At 69.6% G+C, this 16,934-nt stretch carries 13 protein-coding genes; 6 read left to right on the plus strand and 7 right to left on the minus strand.

What is annotated here, in order from left to right; translation table 11 throughout:
- Positions 1 to 106: 106 nt before the first annotated feature.
- Positions 107 to 1,069 carry a hypothetical protein gene (locus L0966_RS20360; RefSeq protein WP_234053891.1) on the plus strand — a complete coding sequence of 321 codons (963 nt, stop codon included), beginning with the start codon at positions 107 to 109 and terminating at the stop codon, positions 1,067 to 1,069.
- A 295-nt stretch (positions 1,070 to 1,364) separates the two neighbouring features.
- Here the strand turns inward: L0966_RS20360 and L0966_RS20365 are convergent, their stop codons facing one another.
- The 5 genes from L0966_RS20365 to L0966_RS20385 form a co-directional block, all read right to left on the minus strand.
- Entirely contained in the window at positions 1,365 to 2,717 is a 1,353-nt protein-coding gene (locus tag L0966_RS20365) for a globin-coupled sensor protein (protein WP_234053892.1), read from the minus strand.
- Positions 2,718 to 3,323: 606 nt separating this feature from the next.
- Entirely contained in the window at positions 3,324 to 5,978 is a 2,655-nt protein-coding gene (hypF, locus tag L0966_RS20370) for a carbamoyltransferase HypF (protein ID WP_234053893.1), read from the minus strand.
- A gap of 2 nt (positions 5,979 to 5,980) precedes the next feature.
- The gene (locus L0966_RS20375) at positions 5,981 to 7,438 is read right to left on the minus strand and encodes a nickel-dependent hydrogenase large subunit (RefSeq protein WP_234053894.1); all 1,458 of its coding nucleotides are present in this window, start codon (positions 7,436 to 7,438) and stop codon (positions 5,981 to 5,983) included.
- Entirely contained in the window at positions 7,435 to 8,445 is a 1,011-nt protein-coding gene (locus tag L0966_RS20380) for a HupU protein (protein WP_234053895.1), read from the minus strand. The genes L0966_RS20375 and L0966_RS20380 overlap by 4 nt, the downstream gene beginning before the upstream one ends.
- Positions 8,442 to 9,821, minus strand: a complete 1,380-nt coding sequence (locus tag L0966_RS20385) for a sensor histidine kinase (RefSeq protein WP_234053896.1) — start codon at positions 9,819 to 9,821, stop codon at positions 8,442 to 8,444. The genes L0966_RS20380 and L0966_RS20385 overlap by 4 nt, the downstream gene beginning before the upstream one ends.
- 129 nt (positions 9,822 to 9,950) lie before the next feature.
- Between L0966_RS20385 and rsmI the strand changes: the two genes are divergently transcribed.
- The 4 genes from rsmI to L0966_RS20405 all read left to right on the plus strand — a co-directional run bounded on the left by rsmI (position 9,951) and on the right by L0966_RS20405 (position 12,851).
- Positions 9,951 to 10,934 carry a 16S rRNA (cytidine(1402)-2'-O)-methyltransferase gene (gene rsmI, locus L0966_RS20390; protein WP_234053897.1) on the plus strand — a complete coding sequence of 328 codons (984 nt, stop codon included), beginning with the start codon at positions 9,951 to 9,953 and terminating at the stop codon, positions 10,932 to 10,934.
- Complete coding sequence (locus tag L0966_RS20395) at positions 10,924 to 11,316, plus strand: YraN family protein (RefSeq protein WP_234053898.1); 393 nt, start codon at positions 10,924 to 10,926, stop codon at positions 11,314 to 11,316. Before rsmI ends, L0966_RS20395 begins: the two co-directional genes overlap by 11 nt.
- Positions 11,317 to 11,415: 99 nt before the next feature.
- Positions 11,416 to 12,360, plus strand: coding sequence for a glutathione synthase (gene gshB / locus L0966_RS20400; RefSeq protein ID WP_234053899.1), 945 nt, complete (start codon positions 11,416 to 11,418; stop codon positions 12,358 to 12,360).
- A 38-nt stretch (positions 12,361 to 12,398) separates the two neighbouring features.
- Positions 12,399 to 12,851 carry a PepSY domain-containing protein gene (locus tag L0966_RS20405; RefSeq protein WP_234053900.1) on the plus strand — a complete coding sequence of 151 codons (453 nt, stop codon included), beginning with the start codon at positions 12,399 to 12,401 and terminating at the stop codon, positions 12,849 to 12,851.
- 3 nt (positions 12,852 to 12,854) lie between these two features.
- On the opposite strand, the gene L0966_RS20410 is transcribed toward L0966_RS20405, so the two are convergent.
- Together L0966_RS20410 and L0966_RS20415 are read right to left on the minus strand one after the other, a co-directional pair.
- Positions 12,855 to 13,637: a class I SAM-dependent methyltransferase gene (locus tag L0966_RS20410; RefSeq protein ID WP_234053901.1), complete on the minus strand. Its 783-nt coding sequence runs from the start codon at positions 13,635 to 13,637 to the stop codon at positions 12,855 to 12,857.
- A 96-nt stretch (positions 13,638 to 13,733) separates the two neighbouring features.
- Positions 13,734 to 15,011 carry an MFS transporter gene (locus L0966_RS20415; RefSeq protein WP_234053902.1) on the minus strand — a complete coding sequence of 426 codons (1,278 nt, stop codon included), beginning with the start codon at positions 15,009 to 15,011 and terminating at the stop codon, positions 13,734 to 13,736.
- 254 nt (positions 15,012 to 15,265) lie between these two features.
- Between L0966_RS20415 and L0966_RS20420 the strand changes: the two genes are divergently transcribed.
- Complete coding sequence (locus tag L0966_RS20420) at positions 15,266 to 16,798, plus strand: YifB family Mg chelatase-like AAA ATPase (RefSeq protein ID WP_234053903.1); 1,533 nt, start codon at positions 15,266 to 15,268, stop codon at positions 16,796 to 16,798.
- Positions 16,799 to 16,934: the final 136 nt, after the last annotated feature.

A 16,934-nucleotide genomic window follows, 5' to 3' on the forward strand; every position in this document is an offset into this window, starting at 1 on the left:
TGGGGGGCGGGTGACTGGGACCGCGCATTCGTGCGAACCTGACGCGGATTTGCCGGGCCGATTCGCCTTCCGCGTGCGCCCGGCCGCCTCGATGGAGCCCCTCCCGATGCTTCATGGCTTGCTGCGCCGTGGAATGAACGGGCTTGCCGCCCTTGGCCTTTCGGTCGCGACCCTGGCGCTGATGGCCGCCGCCGCCCTCGCGGGCGAAGTGGTGTTTCCGCGCGGCTCGGTCATGGGGCTGGAGCCCCCGCCCGGAATGGTGGAAAGCACCACCTTCGCCGGCTTCGAGGACGGGGCGCACAACGCCTCCATCCTGATGGTGGACATGCCGCCCCAGGCCTATGCGCAGATCGAGGATGGCTTTTCCGATGCCGCGCTGGCCAGCAAGGGCATCACCGTGGAATCCCGCGGGCCCTTCACCATTCCCGGCGCGAAGGGCTATCTGGTCACCGGCACGCAGACCGCCGGCCCCTTCCGCGTGCGCAAGTGGATCCTCCTCGCCGGCACCGACCTCGTGACCGCTCTCGTCACCGTGCAGGTGGCGGAGACCGATGCGGCGGCCCTGCCCGACGCGGAGGTGCGCAAGGCCCTCGCCACCCTCGCCTTCCGCTCGCCGCAGGACCAGGTGGCGGCGTTGCCCTTCACCGTGACGGACCTGGCCGGGTTCCGCGTGGTGCGCACATTCGGCGGCTCCACCGTGATGCTCACCGATGGGCCGAAGAACACCATCGAGGGCGCGGAGCAGCCCTATTTCGTCGTGTCGGTCGCATCCGGCGCGCCGCGCGAGGATGAGCGCCGCCAGTTCGCGCTGCGGGCCCTCTCCACCCTCTCGGGCCTCAAGGACATGCGGCTGGAGCGCGCCGAGCCCCTGCGCATCGCCCAGCTGCCCGGCTATGAGGTGATGGCCCAGGCGGTGGACGCCAAGACCGGCGAGGCAGTGAAGATCGTGCAATGGCTGCGCTTCGGCCAGACCGGCCACATTCGCATGGTCGGCATTTCCAAGCTCGACGCCTTCCCCGAGCTCTACCCCCGCTTCCGCGCCATCCGCGACGGCATCGACGCACGCTAGGGGCTCCCCCAGGTCATGGACGGCGGCAGCGCGGGAGCCGGCTACATTCCCCAACGCAATACGCGACGCGCACCAACGCGGCCGCAGCTCTGCTCCAGCCTCCACGCTGGCGGCGCGGTGACGGTGCGAAACGCGCCCGCCGGATGACCTGAAGGACAGCGCGGACGCCGATGGGTGCCATGCCCCCGGCACGACGACGCCGGCGGGATAGCGCGATGGCTGCCGCTGGGCGCAATCAAGAACCAGCCTTCCGCCGGACGCACCGTCCTCGGCGCGTCCGGTCAAACGCCAGTCGTCAGGCCACCTTGATGTCGCTCAGGAAGCGCCGCACCTCCTGGTTCAGGGTATCGAGCTGCCGCGTGAGATCGGAGGCCGCGGAGAACACGCGCGTGGCCGCCGAGTTGGACTCGGTCATGGCCTCGGTCACCCGGCCGATGCTGGAGGTCACCTCAATGGTGCCCTGGGAGGCATCGTGGATGTTGCGGGCGATCTCCTGGGTGGCGCTCTCCTGCTGGCGCACCGCATCCGAGATGGATTCGGCCACCGAATTGATGGTGCCGATGGTTCCCGAAATGCCCTCGATGGTGACCAGGGTGGCTTCCGTGTCCGCCTGGATGGTCTCGATCTGCGAGCGGATTTCGGAGGTGGCCTTGCTGGTCTGCTCGGCCAGCTGCTTCACCTCGTCGGCCACCACCGCGAAGCCGCGCCCGGCCGCGCCCGCATGGGCGGCCTCGATGGTGGCGTTCAGGGCCAGCAGATTGGTGCGGCCGGCAATCTCGCTGATGAGGCCGATGATGCTGCCGATGTGATCGGTGGCGTCCGCCAGGGTCTTCACCTTGCTGCTCGCCTGTCCCACATCGGCCACCGCGCGGGTCGTCACCTCCGCGGACTGGGCCACCTGCCGGCTGATCTCGCGCACCGACGCGGAGAGCTGCTCGGTCGCGGCGGCCACCGTCGCCACATTGTCCGAGGCATGCTCCGATGCCGCGGCCACCGCCTGGGACTGGGCCGAGGTCTGTTCCACGAACGCCGTCATGCCCTGGGCCGTGGTGTGCAGGTCCGCCACCGAGGACGACACCACCGACACCACCGAGCCCACCGTCTCCTCGAACGAATGGGCAAGGCGGCTGAGCGTCGCCGTGCGGTCGCGCTGGCCAGCCTGAAGATAAACCTGGATGGCGAGATCCATGTCGAGGATGGCGACGCGGATGACCGCCGTCTGCAGCTTCATCGCGTGCTCGGCCTTGCGGCGTGCGAACAGGGCGCCACTCATGTGCTCGTGGCCGAGGGACGCCACCAGATGGCTGATGAGGAAGCTGTAGCCGCCGATATACCAGTGCGGATCCAGGCCCAGCTTGTTGTGCATCTCGCCGATGCGGGTGACGGACGCCTCGTATTCCTCATCGAAGCGCGCATCCAGGATGACGGACCAGTGGTTGAGCTGCATGCGCTTGGCGCGCTGCATCTGTTCCGGGCTGCCGAAGAAGCGGCGCGTTTCCGGCTCGGAGCCGACATGCTCATAAAATCTATCAAGCACATCGGAAAGAAGATGAAGAATATCTGCCTTTGACGATTTCAGAAGCGCCGCGGTCTCATTGTCGATGAGATTAAATTTCAGCCGGTCACGCATATTCAGATCGGACGACATATTGCCTCTCGCCCTGCCCCGCCATCCGACAGGAAATAACCCTCAAAAAATAAAAACGTGATTGCTCACCGAAAAAAGGCGGCTCTCGGATCAGAACAACACGTTCCAATGCCAACGCAATAACAAGATAGGCATTTTTACTTAGAATAACACAGGATCGTATCGTTTCAATACGACCAAAACCCGAACAGAACCCGACCACACCTCGTTCACATCACAAATCGGAGACCTGAACCAGCGCCGAGAACCTGAAACGCCACGAGCAGCACGAAAAACGAGATGACTGCCGCGGATGGCCTCGCACCGGCCTTTCCCCTCCCCAGAGCTCTCACATTCGCGCGCATCCCGCGGTGTGAAAGAAGGACCCGATCTCTCAATACGGCCCGACCACCGCCCCCTCACAACAACCATGCGGATGCCTGAAAGCAGCGTTATTCCCGCCAATAACTATCAGACATTCTCTTGCGGCCCCGGCATTGCGGTTGGACCATGCCGCCTAATACCGTTAGTCACCTTCCGGGTGCGTCGCAACATTTATCCAAAGGGGCGCGAGGAGCCGCATCTGCGGTCTTTTGCCTCCGGAGCGGTGCCGGGCGTTCATTTCCGTCATTCACGCGCGAGCTGCCGGGCCGCAGCCACCGCAGCCTGGCCCAGCGCGAGGCCGCCATCATTGGCCGGCACTGCCGCCGGCAGAAGAACCCGCAAGCCGTGATCGGCCAGGCGTCGCGTCACGATCTCCACCAGCAGCGCGTTCTGGAACACCCCGCCGGAAAGGGCGACGGCCCGCACGCCCTTCTCCTCCGCGCGCAGCGCGGCCGCATCGGCGAAGGCGGTGCCAAGGCCAAGATGAAAGGCGCCGGCCATGGCGCCCGTGTCGCGCCCCGCGGCCCGGTCCGCCACCAGGGCACGCCACAGGGGAGAAGGATCGAGCTCCTGGACACCGCCCGCGCCATTCTCCTGCGTTACAGCGAATGGATAGCGCTCCCCCTCCAGCCGCGCGCACGCTTCCAGGGCCATGGCGGCCTCGCCTTCATGGGTAAGGCGGGTGGGCGCCAGACCCAGCAGCGCCGCCACCGCATCGAACAGCCGACCGGCGGAGCTGGCGGGCGGCGCGTTCAGCCCCTTGTCCGCCATGGCCCGCAGCGTCGCCACCGGACGGTGCGAGAACAGCGCGCGCAGGCTCGCATCCGCGTCCACAGCCGCGCGCCCCAGGGCCCGGTCGAGATGGGCGAGCAGAACGCGCCATGGCTCGCGGTTCGCGGCATCCCCGCCCATCAGGGGAATGGGGGAGAGGTGGGCCACCCGTTCGGCCGCGACATAGTCTCCGCACAGGATCTCCGCGCCCCAGATGGTGCCATCGGCCCCGAGCCCCAGCCCGTCGAGCACAATGCCGACAACCGGACCATCACCGCGCCGCCAGCCATTTTCGGCCATGGCGGCGGCCATGTGGGCGTGGTGGTGCTGCACGATCTCCAGCGGCAGACCATCCGCCTGCGCCCGCGCGGTGCCGAAGCGGGTGGCGTGGTAGCCGGGATGGGCATCCACCGCGACCACCTGGGGCGCATGGGCGAACAGGGCGCCGTAATCCGCGATGGCCGCGTCGAACGCATCGGCCGTGCCCGGCTCGTCCAGGTCCCCCAGATGATGGGAGAGGAGCGCCTTTGCCCCATGGGTGAGGCAGATGGCGCTCTTCAGCTCGGCCCCCAGCGCCAGGATGGGCGGCGCTGGCGCGAAGTCCTCGGGCAAAGCCAGGGGCATGGGCGCAAGGCCCCGCCCCCGTCGCAGCACCCGCGCCTGCCCCGCGGCAAGGCGCATCACACTGTCATCGAGCCGCCGCGCGATGGGCCGGTCGTGCATCAGGAAGGCATCGACGATGCCGGCGAGCGCCGCGCGCGCCTCCCCGTTCCCGATCACCTGCGGCGCGCCCGAACTGTTGCCCGAGGTCATCACCAGCGGGCGGCCGACCGCCTCCAGCAGCAGGTGATGAAGGGGCGTGTAGGGCAGCATCACCCCCACATGCCGCTGTCCGGGCGCGATGCCCGCGGCAAGGCCGGCCCCCTCCCGCAGCGGCAGGAGCACGATGGGCGCACCGGGCGCGGCCAGCGCGGCGGCCTCTTCGGCGCCGATAATGCAGAGCCGCGCCGCCATGGCGCCATCGGCCATGATGGCGAGGGGCTTGGCGGGGCGCCGCTTGCGCCGGCGCAGCTCCTCCACCGCGGCGGCATTGGTGGCGTCGCAGGCAATGTGAAAGCCGCCAATGCCCTTCACCGCGACGATTCCGCCGTCACACAGGAGCGCGGCCGCCTGGGCGAGCGGATCGACCTCGGCGGAAGCCGGCCCTTTGCGCAGCACTTCCTCCCCCGCGCCGGACGGAAGACCCGTGCCGGCCCCGACCGACGCCGGGGTTGAACTTGAGTCAAAGCCTGCGGCCGGCCCGGACCGCACCGGATCAGCGGTCCTTGCCAGCCCCCCATCCAAAGCCCGAAGTGGGGGGCGGAGGGGGCCATCAGCCGCTCGCTCTTCTTCCGCAGCGCGTCCGGCCGCAAACGCCGCGATGCTGGAGCCGGCCTCTTCCATGTGCCCCGCTCCGCCCAGGACGACCCGTGCCGCCCCCGAGGCCGAATCAGGCGCGACCACCTCGGCCCCGCCGGGTGCGGAAGGCGATCCCGGCCCCTCCCCCCTCTCCAGCCACACGCGCGGCCCGCAGGCGGGGCAGGCGATGGGCTGGGCGTGGAAGCGGCGATCGGCGGGATCGGCATATTCCGCTGCGCAGTCCGGGCACATGATGAAGCCGGCCATGGTGGTGGCCGGGCGGTCATAGGGCAGGCCGGTGACGATGGAAAAGCGCGGCCCGCAATCGGTGCAATTGGTGAAGGCGTAGCGAAAGCGCCGGGCCTTGGGGTCCGCCAACTCGGCCCGGCAGGCCGGGCAGGTGGCCACATCCGGCACCACCCCCACCGAAACCGTGCCGGGCCCGCTGGCGATGATGCGGAAATCCATTTCGTCCGGCCGGGGCGCGGGCGCGCGGGAGACATGATCGATCCGCGCCAGAGGCGGTGCTTCGGCCAGGAGCGCGGCGGCGAAGGCGTCGAGAACGGCAGGCGCCCCCGCGACCCGGATGACGACCCGGTCACCCAGGTTGCACACATGGCCGCAAAGCCCCATCCGCCGCGCCAGCCGATAGACGAACGGGCGGAAGCCCACCCCCTGCACGATGCCGCCAAGGGTGATCTCGATGGCGCTCTCCGGCTCGCCTGCCATGGTCAGTGCACCGTGCACACCATGCAGGGGTCGAAGGAGCGCACGATATGCTGCACGCTCACCGGCGTTGTTTCCCCCGGGCGCACGGGCGCGCCCACCAGCGCCGCTTCCAGCGGGCCCGGCACGCCGGCGGCATCGCGGGGCGAGAAATTCCAGGTGGTGGGGGCGATGATCTGGTAGCGGGCAATGCGCCCCTTCTCCACCACCACCCAATGCCCCAAAGCCCCGCGCGCCGCCTCCGTCAGGCCAAAGGCGCGGCCACTCACGGGCAGATCGCCCTGGGCGCACCAGGGGGCGGAAGGCTCCAGCGCGCGCACCCAGTTCGTCATGGCGAGCAGCGTGCGCGCGGTCTCCAGCAGCCGACCCACCACCCGCGCCCGCACGCTCGCCCCTTCCCGTGCGGCAAGGTCCCGCGCCAAGGGGTGGGCATCCACCACCTGGCGCGCCAGGGCTCCGGTCTCGAACGGCTGGCCGGCGAGGCGCGGCGCCTTGCACCAGGTGTAGCCGGCCTCGTCGGCGGCATCGGGGAAGGTCGAGCCCTCGAAAGGCGGGTGTGGGCGCTCGCGCCCCTCCATGCGGGCGAAGCTGTGGTCCTCGGTGATGGCCTCCACGTCGAGCGCGCCCGGCCGGCCCCGCGCGAAGGTGCCGGCGGCATAGAGCCGGCGCTCATCCGCCTGCGGATAGGCGCCATAGGACAGGAAGCGGTCATAGGCCCGGCCCATGAGGTTCAGCCCCAGGTCATCGGCGATGGCGAGGAACAAGGAGAGGTCCCCGCCCCGCCCGTCCGCCCACGCCTCCAGCTCGGCGATGCTCGCCAGCGCGGCCACCTCCTCCAGCGGCCCGGCGAACAAATGCTCCTCCAGCGCCGCGCGCACGGCGGACAGGGTGGCGAGCAATCTCATCTGGTCGCGCGCATCGGCGCTGCGGCTCACCCCGCCGGGCTGAAGGGCCAAAGTGTGCGGCCAGCGGCCGGCGAGGAGGCCCATCACATGCAACAGCGTCGCCCGGGTGGCCAAAGCGCGGGCCACGCTCGCCCCCCGCGCCGCCTTGAACCGCCGCTCCACCTCCGCGAACCACGGCCGGCCCTCATAAAGGGCGCGGGCGAAATCGGGCATGAAGAAGACGTGGAAATGGGTGAGATGGTCCGCCACATTCTCGGTGGCCACCATGAGATTGGTGGCCATGCGCCCGTTGGGCGTGGGCGCGATCCCCTGCAGCCCCGCCAGCGCCAGCGCCGCCGCATGGGACTGGGACACCGAGCAGATGCCGCAGATGCGCGGGGCGATCACCAGCGCATCGCGCGGGTCGCGCCCCTCCAGGATGCGCTCGAAACCCCGGAACAGCGGCGAGGAGACATAAGCCGCGCGCACCGCGCCATCGGCCACGTCCAGGCGCACTTCCAGGTCGCCCTCCACGCGATTGAAGGGGCCGACGATGAGGCGGGTCGGATTTTCGGTCATCTCTTCTTGATGTCCCGCACCTTTGGCGGCGTCAGCACGTGGTCGGCGGTGGCATTGCGGCGCAGGCGCTCGGGCGTCGCGGCCTTGGCGAGGGACGACAAGGCGATGAACCACGCCTTGGGCATGTCCGTGGGCAGGCCGACGGGAATGCCGCCGATCTTCGGCGTTTCCAGGAAAGCGTGGCCCGGCTCCTCGAATTCCGGCGCGGTGCAGTTGATGCAGGCATAGCCGCCGCGCGTGCAGGAGCCCTCGCCGTTCCACAAGCGGGTGTTGCAATCCGCGTGAGCCTGGGTGCCCAGGCACCCCAGATGCTCCATCATGCAGCCGAGATCGCTCATCTTCTCGGCGCTGGCCTTGTATTCGTAATATTCGTTGCGCGGGCAGCCGTGGTGCACGAGGTAATCGGCATAGAAGCGCGGCCGGCCATAGACGTCGAGATCATCCCCCTTGATGAGGCCGGCGGAGAGCAGCATCAGGGTTTCGGTGACCCAGTTGGGATGGGTCGGGCAGCCCGCCACGTTGATCACCGGCAGCCCGCCGCGCGCGGAAAAATCCGCGCCCAGCGCCCCGCCTTTCTGCCGCCCGTCATATTGCAGGCCGCAGGCATCGGTGGGATTGACCCCGGCGGCGGTGACGCCCCCATAGGCCGCGCAGGTGCCCACCGCCACCACATGGCGCGCCACCGCGGCCAGCTCGCGCACCCAGTCCAGCATGGGGCGGCCGGTGCCGGCGAGGATGTGGAAGCGCCCCGTTCCATTGGGCCCGCGCAGCAGCGCCCCTTCCACGCACAAAGCGTCGAGCACGATCTCGCCGGCCAGGATGCGCTCCAACAGCTCCACCGCCTCCGCCCCCGTCTCCTCCGACAAGGTCGGGTGCCAGAGCATGCGGATATTGGCGCTGGCGAGGGTCGCGAACAGGTCCGGCGCCTCGGCGCACAGCAGCGACATGGTGCAGCCGCCGCAGCCGCCCGATTGCAGCCAGAGCATGTTGAAGGGGGCCGCGCTCATCGCAGACGGGCTCCGGAGGGCGCCGGCAAAGTGAGGGTCGCGACCGCCCCGCCGCCGGGCGCGTTCTCCACCGTGAGGCGGCCTTCATGCTCCTCCACGATGCGATAGCAGATGGCGAAGCCCAGGCCCGTGCCCTTGCCCACCGGCTTGGTGGTGAAAAAGGGGTCGAACGCATGCCCCACCGCCTCCGGCGACAGGCCCGGCCCGCTGTCCCGCACCTCCAGCACCAGCGCGTCGGCGGTGCGGCTGCCATGGATGTCCAGGCGGGGGGCGGGACGGCCCTCTGAAGACCCCTCCATGGCATCAATCGCGTTCTGCACGAGGTTCATCACCACCTGATGGATGTGGCCGGGATGGCCGATGGTCTCGAAATCCGCCGGCAGGTCCACGTGGGTTTCCAGGTCCGGCATCTGGGATTTCGCCACCCAGTCCACCGCCGAGCGCACCACCGAGCCGAGATCGAACAGCTCGCGCGCGCCGCGCTGGTCGGACGAGAAGCGGCGCAGGTCCGCCACGATGTCGCGCACCCGCTCCGCCCCCTCCAGCATGCCGGCGAAGGCGGACGGAATATCGGCCAGGGCCCGGTCCACCCGAAGCTCGGCGCGCGCAGTCACGGCGGCCGCGGCATCGCCCGCATGGACGGCGTCGAGATAGGCCATCAGCCGGTCCACATAGCGCTTCAGGGCGTGGGCATTGCCATAGACGAAGGAGATGGGATTGTTGAGCTCGTGCGCCACGCCGGCCACGAGTCGGCCCAGGGACGCCATCTTCTCCGCATGCACCAGCTGCTGCTGGGTGCGTTTCAAATGCTCATGAGCGCTGGCGAGGTCCGAATAGGCCTGCTTCAATTCGCCGATGGGCCGGCCCACCAGCACGATGCCCACCGCCCGCCCGCGCGGATCGAACCTCAGCGCCCCATTCACCGCCACCGGCTGCGGCCCCTCGGGGGTGGCGAGGAAGAATTCGCGATCCACGATGCGGTCCCGGCTCGCCATGGTGGCGAGCACGTCGGCGGCGCTGGTGGGCGAGGTGGCATCGATGAGCGCGGCCAAAGGCCGGCCCAGCAGCGCGTCCGCATGCTGTCCGAAGGCACGCTCGGCGGCGCGGTTCACCTGCTCCACCCGGCCCGAAAGATCGCAGGCCACCAGCACGTCCGTCATGGCGCCGAGCAGGCCGGCGATGAAGCCCTGGGCCTCCTCCAGGGCGACATTCTTGTCCTCGAGCTCCACCTGCTGGCTCACCAGCTCGGCATAGGCCTCGTCCATTTTCTGGATGACGGAGATCCAGGCCTGGTCGGCCTCGGCCGCGCCGATGTCGCCCTCCCGGCCGAACGGCGGGAGTGGGGGCGCAAGCGGCAGATCCTCCCCCGCGGGCATGGCTTCATCCTCGATCATCATCCGGGCGAGGCCGGAGGGGCGGCCATGCTAATCCCGGGAAACATGCCGGCGCAACGCCGCCAGGAAGGGCGCTCCCCTTCCGCGCCGTCCGGCGCTATGTTCGCCCCCATGAGCACGCATTCCGGCACGCATCCGAGCCCCCTTCCCGCGCACGGCCGCCCCGCCACGGCGGGGGAGCACCCGCACACCTTCATCCTGGCCGGCACCACGGTCACGGCACCGAAGCTAGCGGGTGGGCTGCACGTGGTGGCGACCCCCATCGGCAATCTGGGCGACATCACCATCCGCGCGCTGGAAACCCTGGCGGGGGCGGATGTCATTGCCTGCGAGGATACCCGCGTGTCGCGCCGGCTGCTCGACCGCTACGGCATCCACACGCCGCTGGTGCCCTATCACGACCATAACGGCGCCAGCGCCCGGCCCAAGCTGCTGGCGCGGCTCGCGGCCGGCGACAAGGTGGCGCTGATCTCCGATGCCGGCACGCCGCTGGTGTCCGATCCCGGCTTCAAGCTGGTGGTGGAGGCGGCGGCCGAAGGCCACACGGTGCATCCTTTGCCCGGGGCCTCGGCTTTGCTGGCGGCGCTGGTGGCGGCGGGCCTGCCCACCGACTGCTTCCTGTTCGACGGCTTCCTGCCGCCCAAGGCCGGGCAACGCAAGAACCGCGTCACGGCGCTGGCCCAGGTGCCCGCCACCCTGGTCTTTTATGAGAGCGGCCCGCGCCTGGCCGAGAGCCTCGCCGACCTCGGCGCCGTGCTGGGCCCGCGCCGCGCGGCCGTGTGCCGGGAGCTGACCAAAGCGTTTGAGGAGGTGCGGCGCGACACCCTGCCGATGCTCGCCGCCCATTATGCGAGCGCTGATGCGCCCAAGGGCGAGATCGTGCTGGTGGTGGGCCCGCCTCTGGAGGAAGCCGCCGGGGACGATGCGGTGGATTCCGCCCTGGCCCGCGCCCTGGACGAAGCCTCGTTGAAGGACGCGGTGGCCGCCGTCGCCTCCATGACCGGGCGCCCGAAGCGCGAGGTTTATGCCCGCGCCCTGGCCCTGGTGGAGGCCCGCCACGCCGGCGACCGCGACGACCCTGCCGATGACGAATGAGCGCGCCGCGCCGGCCCGCACCCCCGCCCAGCGCGCCGCTTATGCGCGCGGCGTGGCGGCGGAAGGGCGCGCGGCGCGGCTCATGGAAGCCCACGGCTTCGCCATCCTGGACCGGCGCGCCCGCACCAAGGCCGGGGAAATCGACCTGATCGCCCGCCGCGACGACCTGCTCGTCTTCTGCGAGGTGAAGCAGCGCGCCAGCCTGGAGGCTGCGGCCGAATCCCTGCTCGCCCGCCAGCAGCGGCGCATTGCCGCCGCCGCCGAGGCGTGGCTCGCCGGCCATCCGGAGCTCTCCGGCCTGAACATGCGCTTCGACGCCATTCTCATCGCCGGCACCGCCGTGGAGCATCTGCCCGGCGCTTTCGAGGCGGAGCTCGGTTGACGTGCGTGAACTGGCGGCCGGCCCACGCGCGCTATAGATAAGCTCCAGAGCCCCCGCATGGCGCAGGCCGCCGGGCGGGTTCACGGCGCGGAGATTTTCATGACCCTTCAGGTCGCGGTCCAGATGGACCATATCGCCAGCATCAATGTGGCCGGCGACTCCACCTTCGCCCTGCTGCTGGAAGCCCAGCGGCGCGGCCATTCCCTGGTCCACTACACGCCCGACCGGCTCGCCATGCGCGACGGCACGGTGTTCGCCACCGTCGAGCCCCTGAAGGTGAAGGACGAGGTGGGCGCCCATTTCGAGCTGGGCGAGAAGCGCCGGGTGGTCCTTTCCGACTATGACGTGGTGCTGCTGCGGCAGGACCCGCCCTTCGACATGGCGTATATCTCCACCACCCACCTCCTGGAGCGCATCCATCCCAAGACGCTGGTGGTGAACGACCCGGCCCATGTGCGCAACGCGCCGGAGAAGATCTTCGTCACCCATTTCCCGGAGCTGATGCCGCCCACGCTCATCACCCACGATCTGGAAGAGATCAAGGCCTTCCGCGCCGAGCATGGCGACGTGGTGATGAAGCCGCTGTACGGCCATGGCGGCGGCGCCGTGTTCCGGCTCACGGCGGACGATCTCAACTTCGGCTCGCTGTACGATTTCTTCGCCGTCACCTTCCGCGAGCCCTGGGTCATCCAGCGCTTCTTGCCGGCGGTGAAGCACGGCGACAAGCGCATCATCCTGGTGGATGGCGAGGCCGCCGGCGCCGTGAACCGGGTGCCGAGCGAGGGCGATCTCAGGTCCAACATGGTGCGCGGCGGCGCCGCCAAGCCCACGGACCTCACCGACCGCGAGCTGGAAATCTGCGCCCGCATCGGGCCCTCGCTGAAGGCCATGGGGCTCCTCTTCGTGGGCATTGACGTGATCGACGGCAACCTGACGGAGATCAACGTCACCTCCCCCACGGGCCTCAGGGCGGTGAAGCGTCTGGGCGGCCCGGACATCGCCGCCCAGATCTGGGACCGGATCGAGGACAAGCGCCGCGCCTGAGCGCGCGGCGTCCCGCTCCACCACCGCGGAGGAAGCCGATGATGCGTCTCACCCTGCCCGCCATGGCCCTGCTCGGCCTGCTCGCCACCCCCGCCTGGGCGCAGCCGCCGGCCGGCCAATGGCAATCCGTCGCCGACATCGCCACCCACCTCGCGGAAAACGGCTTTCGCGTACAGAAGATGGAGCGGGAGCCGGACGGCTTCGAGGCCGACCTCATCGACCGGCAGGGCAACCGGGTGGAAGCCCGCGTCAACCCTGTCACGGCCGAGCTGGTGACCACGAAATATGAGGGCCGCGCCGGCCCGGTGCACGAGCAATGGCTGACCCTGGCCCAGGTGGCCCGCCACCTGGAGGGCCAGGGCTTCACCCTGCGCAAGATCGACACCGAGGACGACCACTACGAGGTGGAGCTCACCGACCGCGCCGGCGCGCGCACCGAGGCGAAGGTGGATCCGCTCACCGGCAAGATCCTCTCCTCCAAGCCCGATTGAGGCTCACGCCGCGCGGGCCACCAGGGTCAGCGTGTCGAGGGTGAAGGTGCCGTCGGGCTCGATCTCGAAATGCTTCGCCACATCCCCGCTGGCGCCCCGCTGGAGGCTGCGGATGGCGTCCACATGGGCCTGCGGCGTGCGGATGCGCGCCACCCAGGAGGAGAATTCCAGCCGCAGCCGGTGTTCCTTCACCTCCTCCACCGCAAAGCCCGCGGCGGCCAGATGTGCCTCCCATTCGATGCGGGAGAAGTCCCGCCCGTGGGACGGATCGCGCAGCAGCTCCAGGGCCTGGAGGAAGGTGTCGGCCACCGGCCATTCGGGCGCCACCACATCCATGAACAGCGCCCGACCGCGCGGCTTCAACACGCGTCGCGCCTCGCCCAGCGCGGTCTGCAGGCTGCGCCAATGGTGGGCGCTGTAGCGCGAGGCCACCGCATCGAACGAGGCATCGGGAAAAGGCAGGGCCTCCGCCGCGCCCTGGGCGGTGACGATGTTGCCGATGTTGCGCCGCTTTGCCTCGGCAGCGACCGCCGCCAGCATGTCATCGGACAAGTCATAGGCCACCACCTCGCCCACGAAGGGCGCGGCGGTGAAGCTCACATGGCCGCCACCGCAGCCCAGATCGAGCAGACGGCCCGGCCGCTCCCGCTTCAGCACCGCCGCCAGGGCTTCCAGGTCCGGCCCCTGCGCGTGCACCGCGCTTTCCACATAGGCGCCGGCCTGCGGCCCGAACTGCCGCGTCACCAGCCCTTCGATATTGGTGGCGCGCGAAGTCTCCTCGCCCATCGTATCCTCCTGATCTTATTGCTTCACGGCTGCTGAGGGTGGGCGCAAGCGCGTCGCGCCGCAAGCGCCTTCGCACGTCTCCGCCCGGCGCGCCCTTCAAGCCGCTGCACGATCCCGATCGGGGTGGTGGAAAGCCACCACCAGCAGCACCGAGGACAGGGCCAGCCCCGCCATCAGCAGGAACCCATCCGCGAACGAGCCGCGCAGGTGCAGCACCCAGCCGGTGAGCGCGGGCGCGAGGAATCCGGCCAAGGCGAACACGAAATCCATGATGCCAATAGCGGTCGCGGCCCGGTGCGGCACGATATCCACATTCACCGCGAAATAGGCCGCGTTGGCGCCCATGGAGGCGGCCACCGCCACGGTGATGCAGGCCACCGCCACCGGCAGGCTGGGATCAAACGCCACCGGAATGACGGCCAGCGCGGCCACCAGCTGCGTGCCGGCGATAAGATAGGAGCGCGCCACCCGCAGCCGGCCGGTCACCTTCAGCAGGTGGTCCGACCAATGCCCCATGGCCCACAGCACGACTGCCGCCGCGAGCCACGGCAGCACCGTGAAGGCACCCACCGTGGTGAGGTCGAGAGCGTAGACCTGGTGCAGGTAGCTCGGCAGCCAGGTCATGAAGAAGAAGAGAAAGTAACCGAAGACGAAGAACGCCCAATAGTTCACGACCAGAGTCGGGTTCGTGAGCAGCACCCGCGCCACGCCGCCCGCCCCCACCGCGCCCTCGGCGCGCACGCCGGGCGCCTCAGGACGGCCGGAGCGGATGCGCGCAAGCTCCGCCGCGTTCACATGGCGCGACTGCTCGGGCGCATTGCGAAACAGAAGAAGCCACAGCGGCACCCAGGCGATGGAGACCAGGAACAGCACACCAAACGTCCAGCGCCAATCCAGATGCGCCAGAAGCTGGGTGACCACGGGCCCGCCCACGGCCAGCGCGACCGGCACCGCCACCAGGGCATAGCCGAGGGCGCTCGCCTGCTCGTGCGGCGGCAGCCAGCGCCCCACCGCTCCGGTCATCGCGGGAAAATTCGGCCCCTCGGCCACCCCCAGCATGACCCGTGCCGCGTAGAGCGCGAAGAAACCGGTGGCGATACCCGTCAGGCCGATGGAGACGCTCCACACCAGGGCCGCCACCGCCAGCACGCCCCGCGCGCCCCATCGATCCACCGCGATGCCGCCGATCAGCGTGGTCACCGCATAGCCGAGGCCGAACGCGCCGAGGATCGTACCGGCATCCAGCTTCGATAGCCCCAGCGACTGCTCCATGAGCGGAATGGCATAGGAAATGGCGGCGCGATCGATGTAGTTCACCACCGTGATGGCGAACAGCAGGAACACCACCACGAACCGGAAACGCGTCGCCGCCATCAGCCTGTCTCCGCCTCTGCCCCATGCCCGGCCCGCACCAAAGCCGGCCTGCCATGAGCCCATGTGAATACCACATCGTGAATACCACATCGGCCAGCCCGCGGGCACTCATCGCGCCGGCCCCCTCGGCACGCGACCACCGATGTTGCGCCCCTCAGCGCCTCCGCCCCACAACTACGTTCCCATTTCGTTCTTGCCGCAAGCTGTACCTTTGGGTAGGATTTTGCAATCCAGGGCTGAGTGGGGGATGAGCGGTGATCCAGCGGGTGGCGACGGTCGCATTCGAGGGCGTGGAGGCACGCCCGGTGGACGTGCAGGTGCACGTGGCCCCGGGGCTGCCCGCCTTCAGCATCGTCGGCCTGCCCGACAAGGCGGTGACCGAGGCCAAGGAGCGCGTGCGCGCGGCGCTGATCGCGTCCGGTCTCGCATTGCCCGCCCGCCGCATCACCATCAATCTCGCCCCCGCCGACCTGCCGAAGGAAGGCTCCCATTACGATCTGCCCATTGCCCTGGGCCTGATGGCCGCCATCGGCGCCATCCCAGGGGAAGCACTGGCGGGCTTCACCGTGGTGGGCGAGCTGGCGCTGGACGGCACTCTGGCTGCGGTGGCCGGCGTTCTTCCCGCCGCCATCGGTGCCAATGCGCGCGGGCACGGGCTCATCTGCCCGCAGCCGTGCGGGGCTGAGGCCGCGTGGGCGAGCCCCGAAATGGAGATCCTGGCTCCCGCCACGCTCATCGAGCTCACCAATCACATGACAGGGCGCCAGGCCATGTCGCGTCCCGAGCCGCGCATGAAGGCCGCCGGGACGACCGGCCTCGACCTCAGGGACGTGAAGGGGCAGGAAACCGCAAAGCGCGCCTTGGAGGTGGCCGCGGCGGGCGGCCACAATCTTCTGTTCATCGGCCCGCCGGGCGCTGGCAAATCCATGCTGGCCCAGCGCCTGCCCTCCATCCTCCCTCCGCTCGCGCCGGCGGAGATGCTGTCCGTTTCCATGATCGCCTCGGTGGCGGGTGCCATCGAAGACGGAGCGCTAGTCAGCCGCCGCCCGTTCCGCGCGCCGCACCATTCCGCCAGCATGGCCGCCATGGTGGGGGGCGGCGCCAAGGCCCGGCCAGGCGAAGCCTCCCTTGCCCATAATGGCGTCTTGTTCCTCGACGAGCTCCCGGAGTTCTCCCCCCAGGTGCTGGATTCGCTGCGCCAGCCGCTGGAAACCGGTGAAGTGCTGATCGCGCGCGCCAATCACCGCGTCACCTATCCCGCGCGCTTCCAGCTCATCGCGGCCATGAACCCCTGCCGGTGCGGACGCGCGGGAGAGCCAGGCTACACCTGCAAGCGTGGGGCGCGCTGCGCCGACGAGTACCAGGCCCGCCTATCCGGCCCCTTCCTCGACCGCATCGACATCCATCTGGAAGTCCCTGCGGTGAGCGCGTCGGATCTGGTTCTGCCGGCGCCCACCGAGGGCTCGCTCGAGGTGGCGGCTCGCGTCGCCATGGCGCGCCAGATGCAGGCGGAGCGCTATCGCGCCCTCGGCCGCCCAGAAGTGGGCACCAATGCCGAGGCATCCGGCCCCCTGCTCGAAACGGTGGCACGTCCGGATTCCGGCGGCGCCAAGCTCCTGCGCGATGCCGCCGACGCCATGCGCCTGACTGCCCGCGGCTACCACCGCGTACTGAAAGTGGCCCGGACGCTGGCCGATCTCGACGGCGCGGACTCGGTCGGTCGCCGACACCTTGCGGAAGCCTTGGCCTATCGCGCCGCCGCCGACCGCACACGCTCCGCCGCCTGAGGAAGCGCTAAGCGAAAATCAGCGGCGAGGGACTGGCGAATGGGCTCGGGGCACCTTCCGAATCGCGGCGGCGCGCGCCGGACCACGATCCGACGCAGGCAAAACCGTGCGACTGAAGCTGCGATGAAAAGCGCGG

The sequence above is a fragment of the Xanthobacter sp. NM-59 genome (genome assembly GCF_021401125.1).
In the GTDB taxonomy this organism is placed as follows: domain Bacteria; phylum Pseudomonadota; class Alphaproteobacteria; order Rhizobiales; family Xanthobacteraceae; genus Xanthobacter.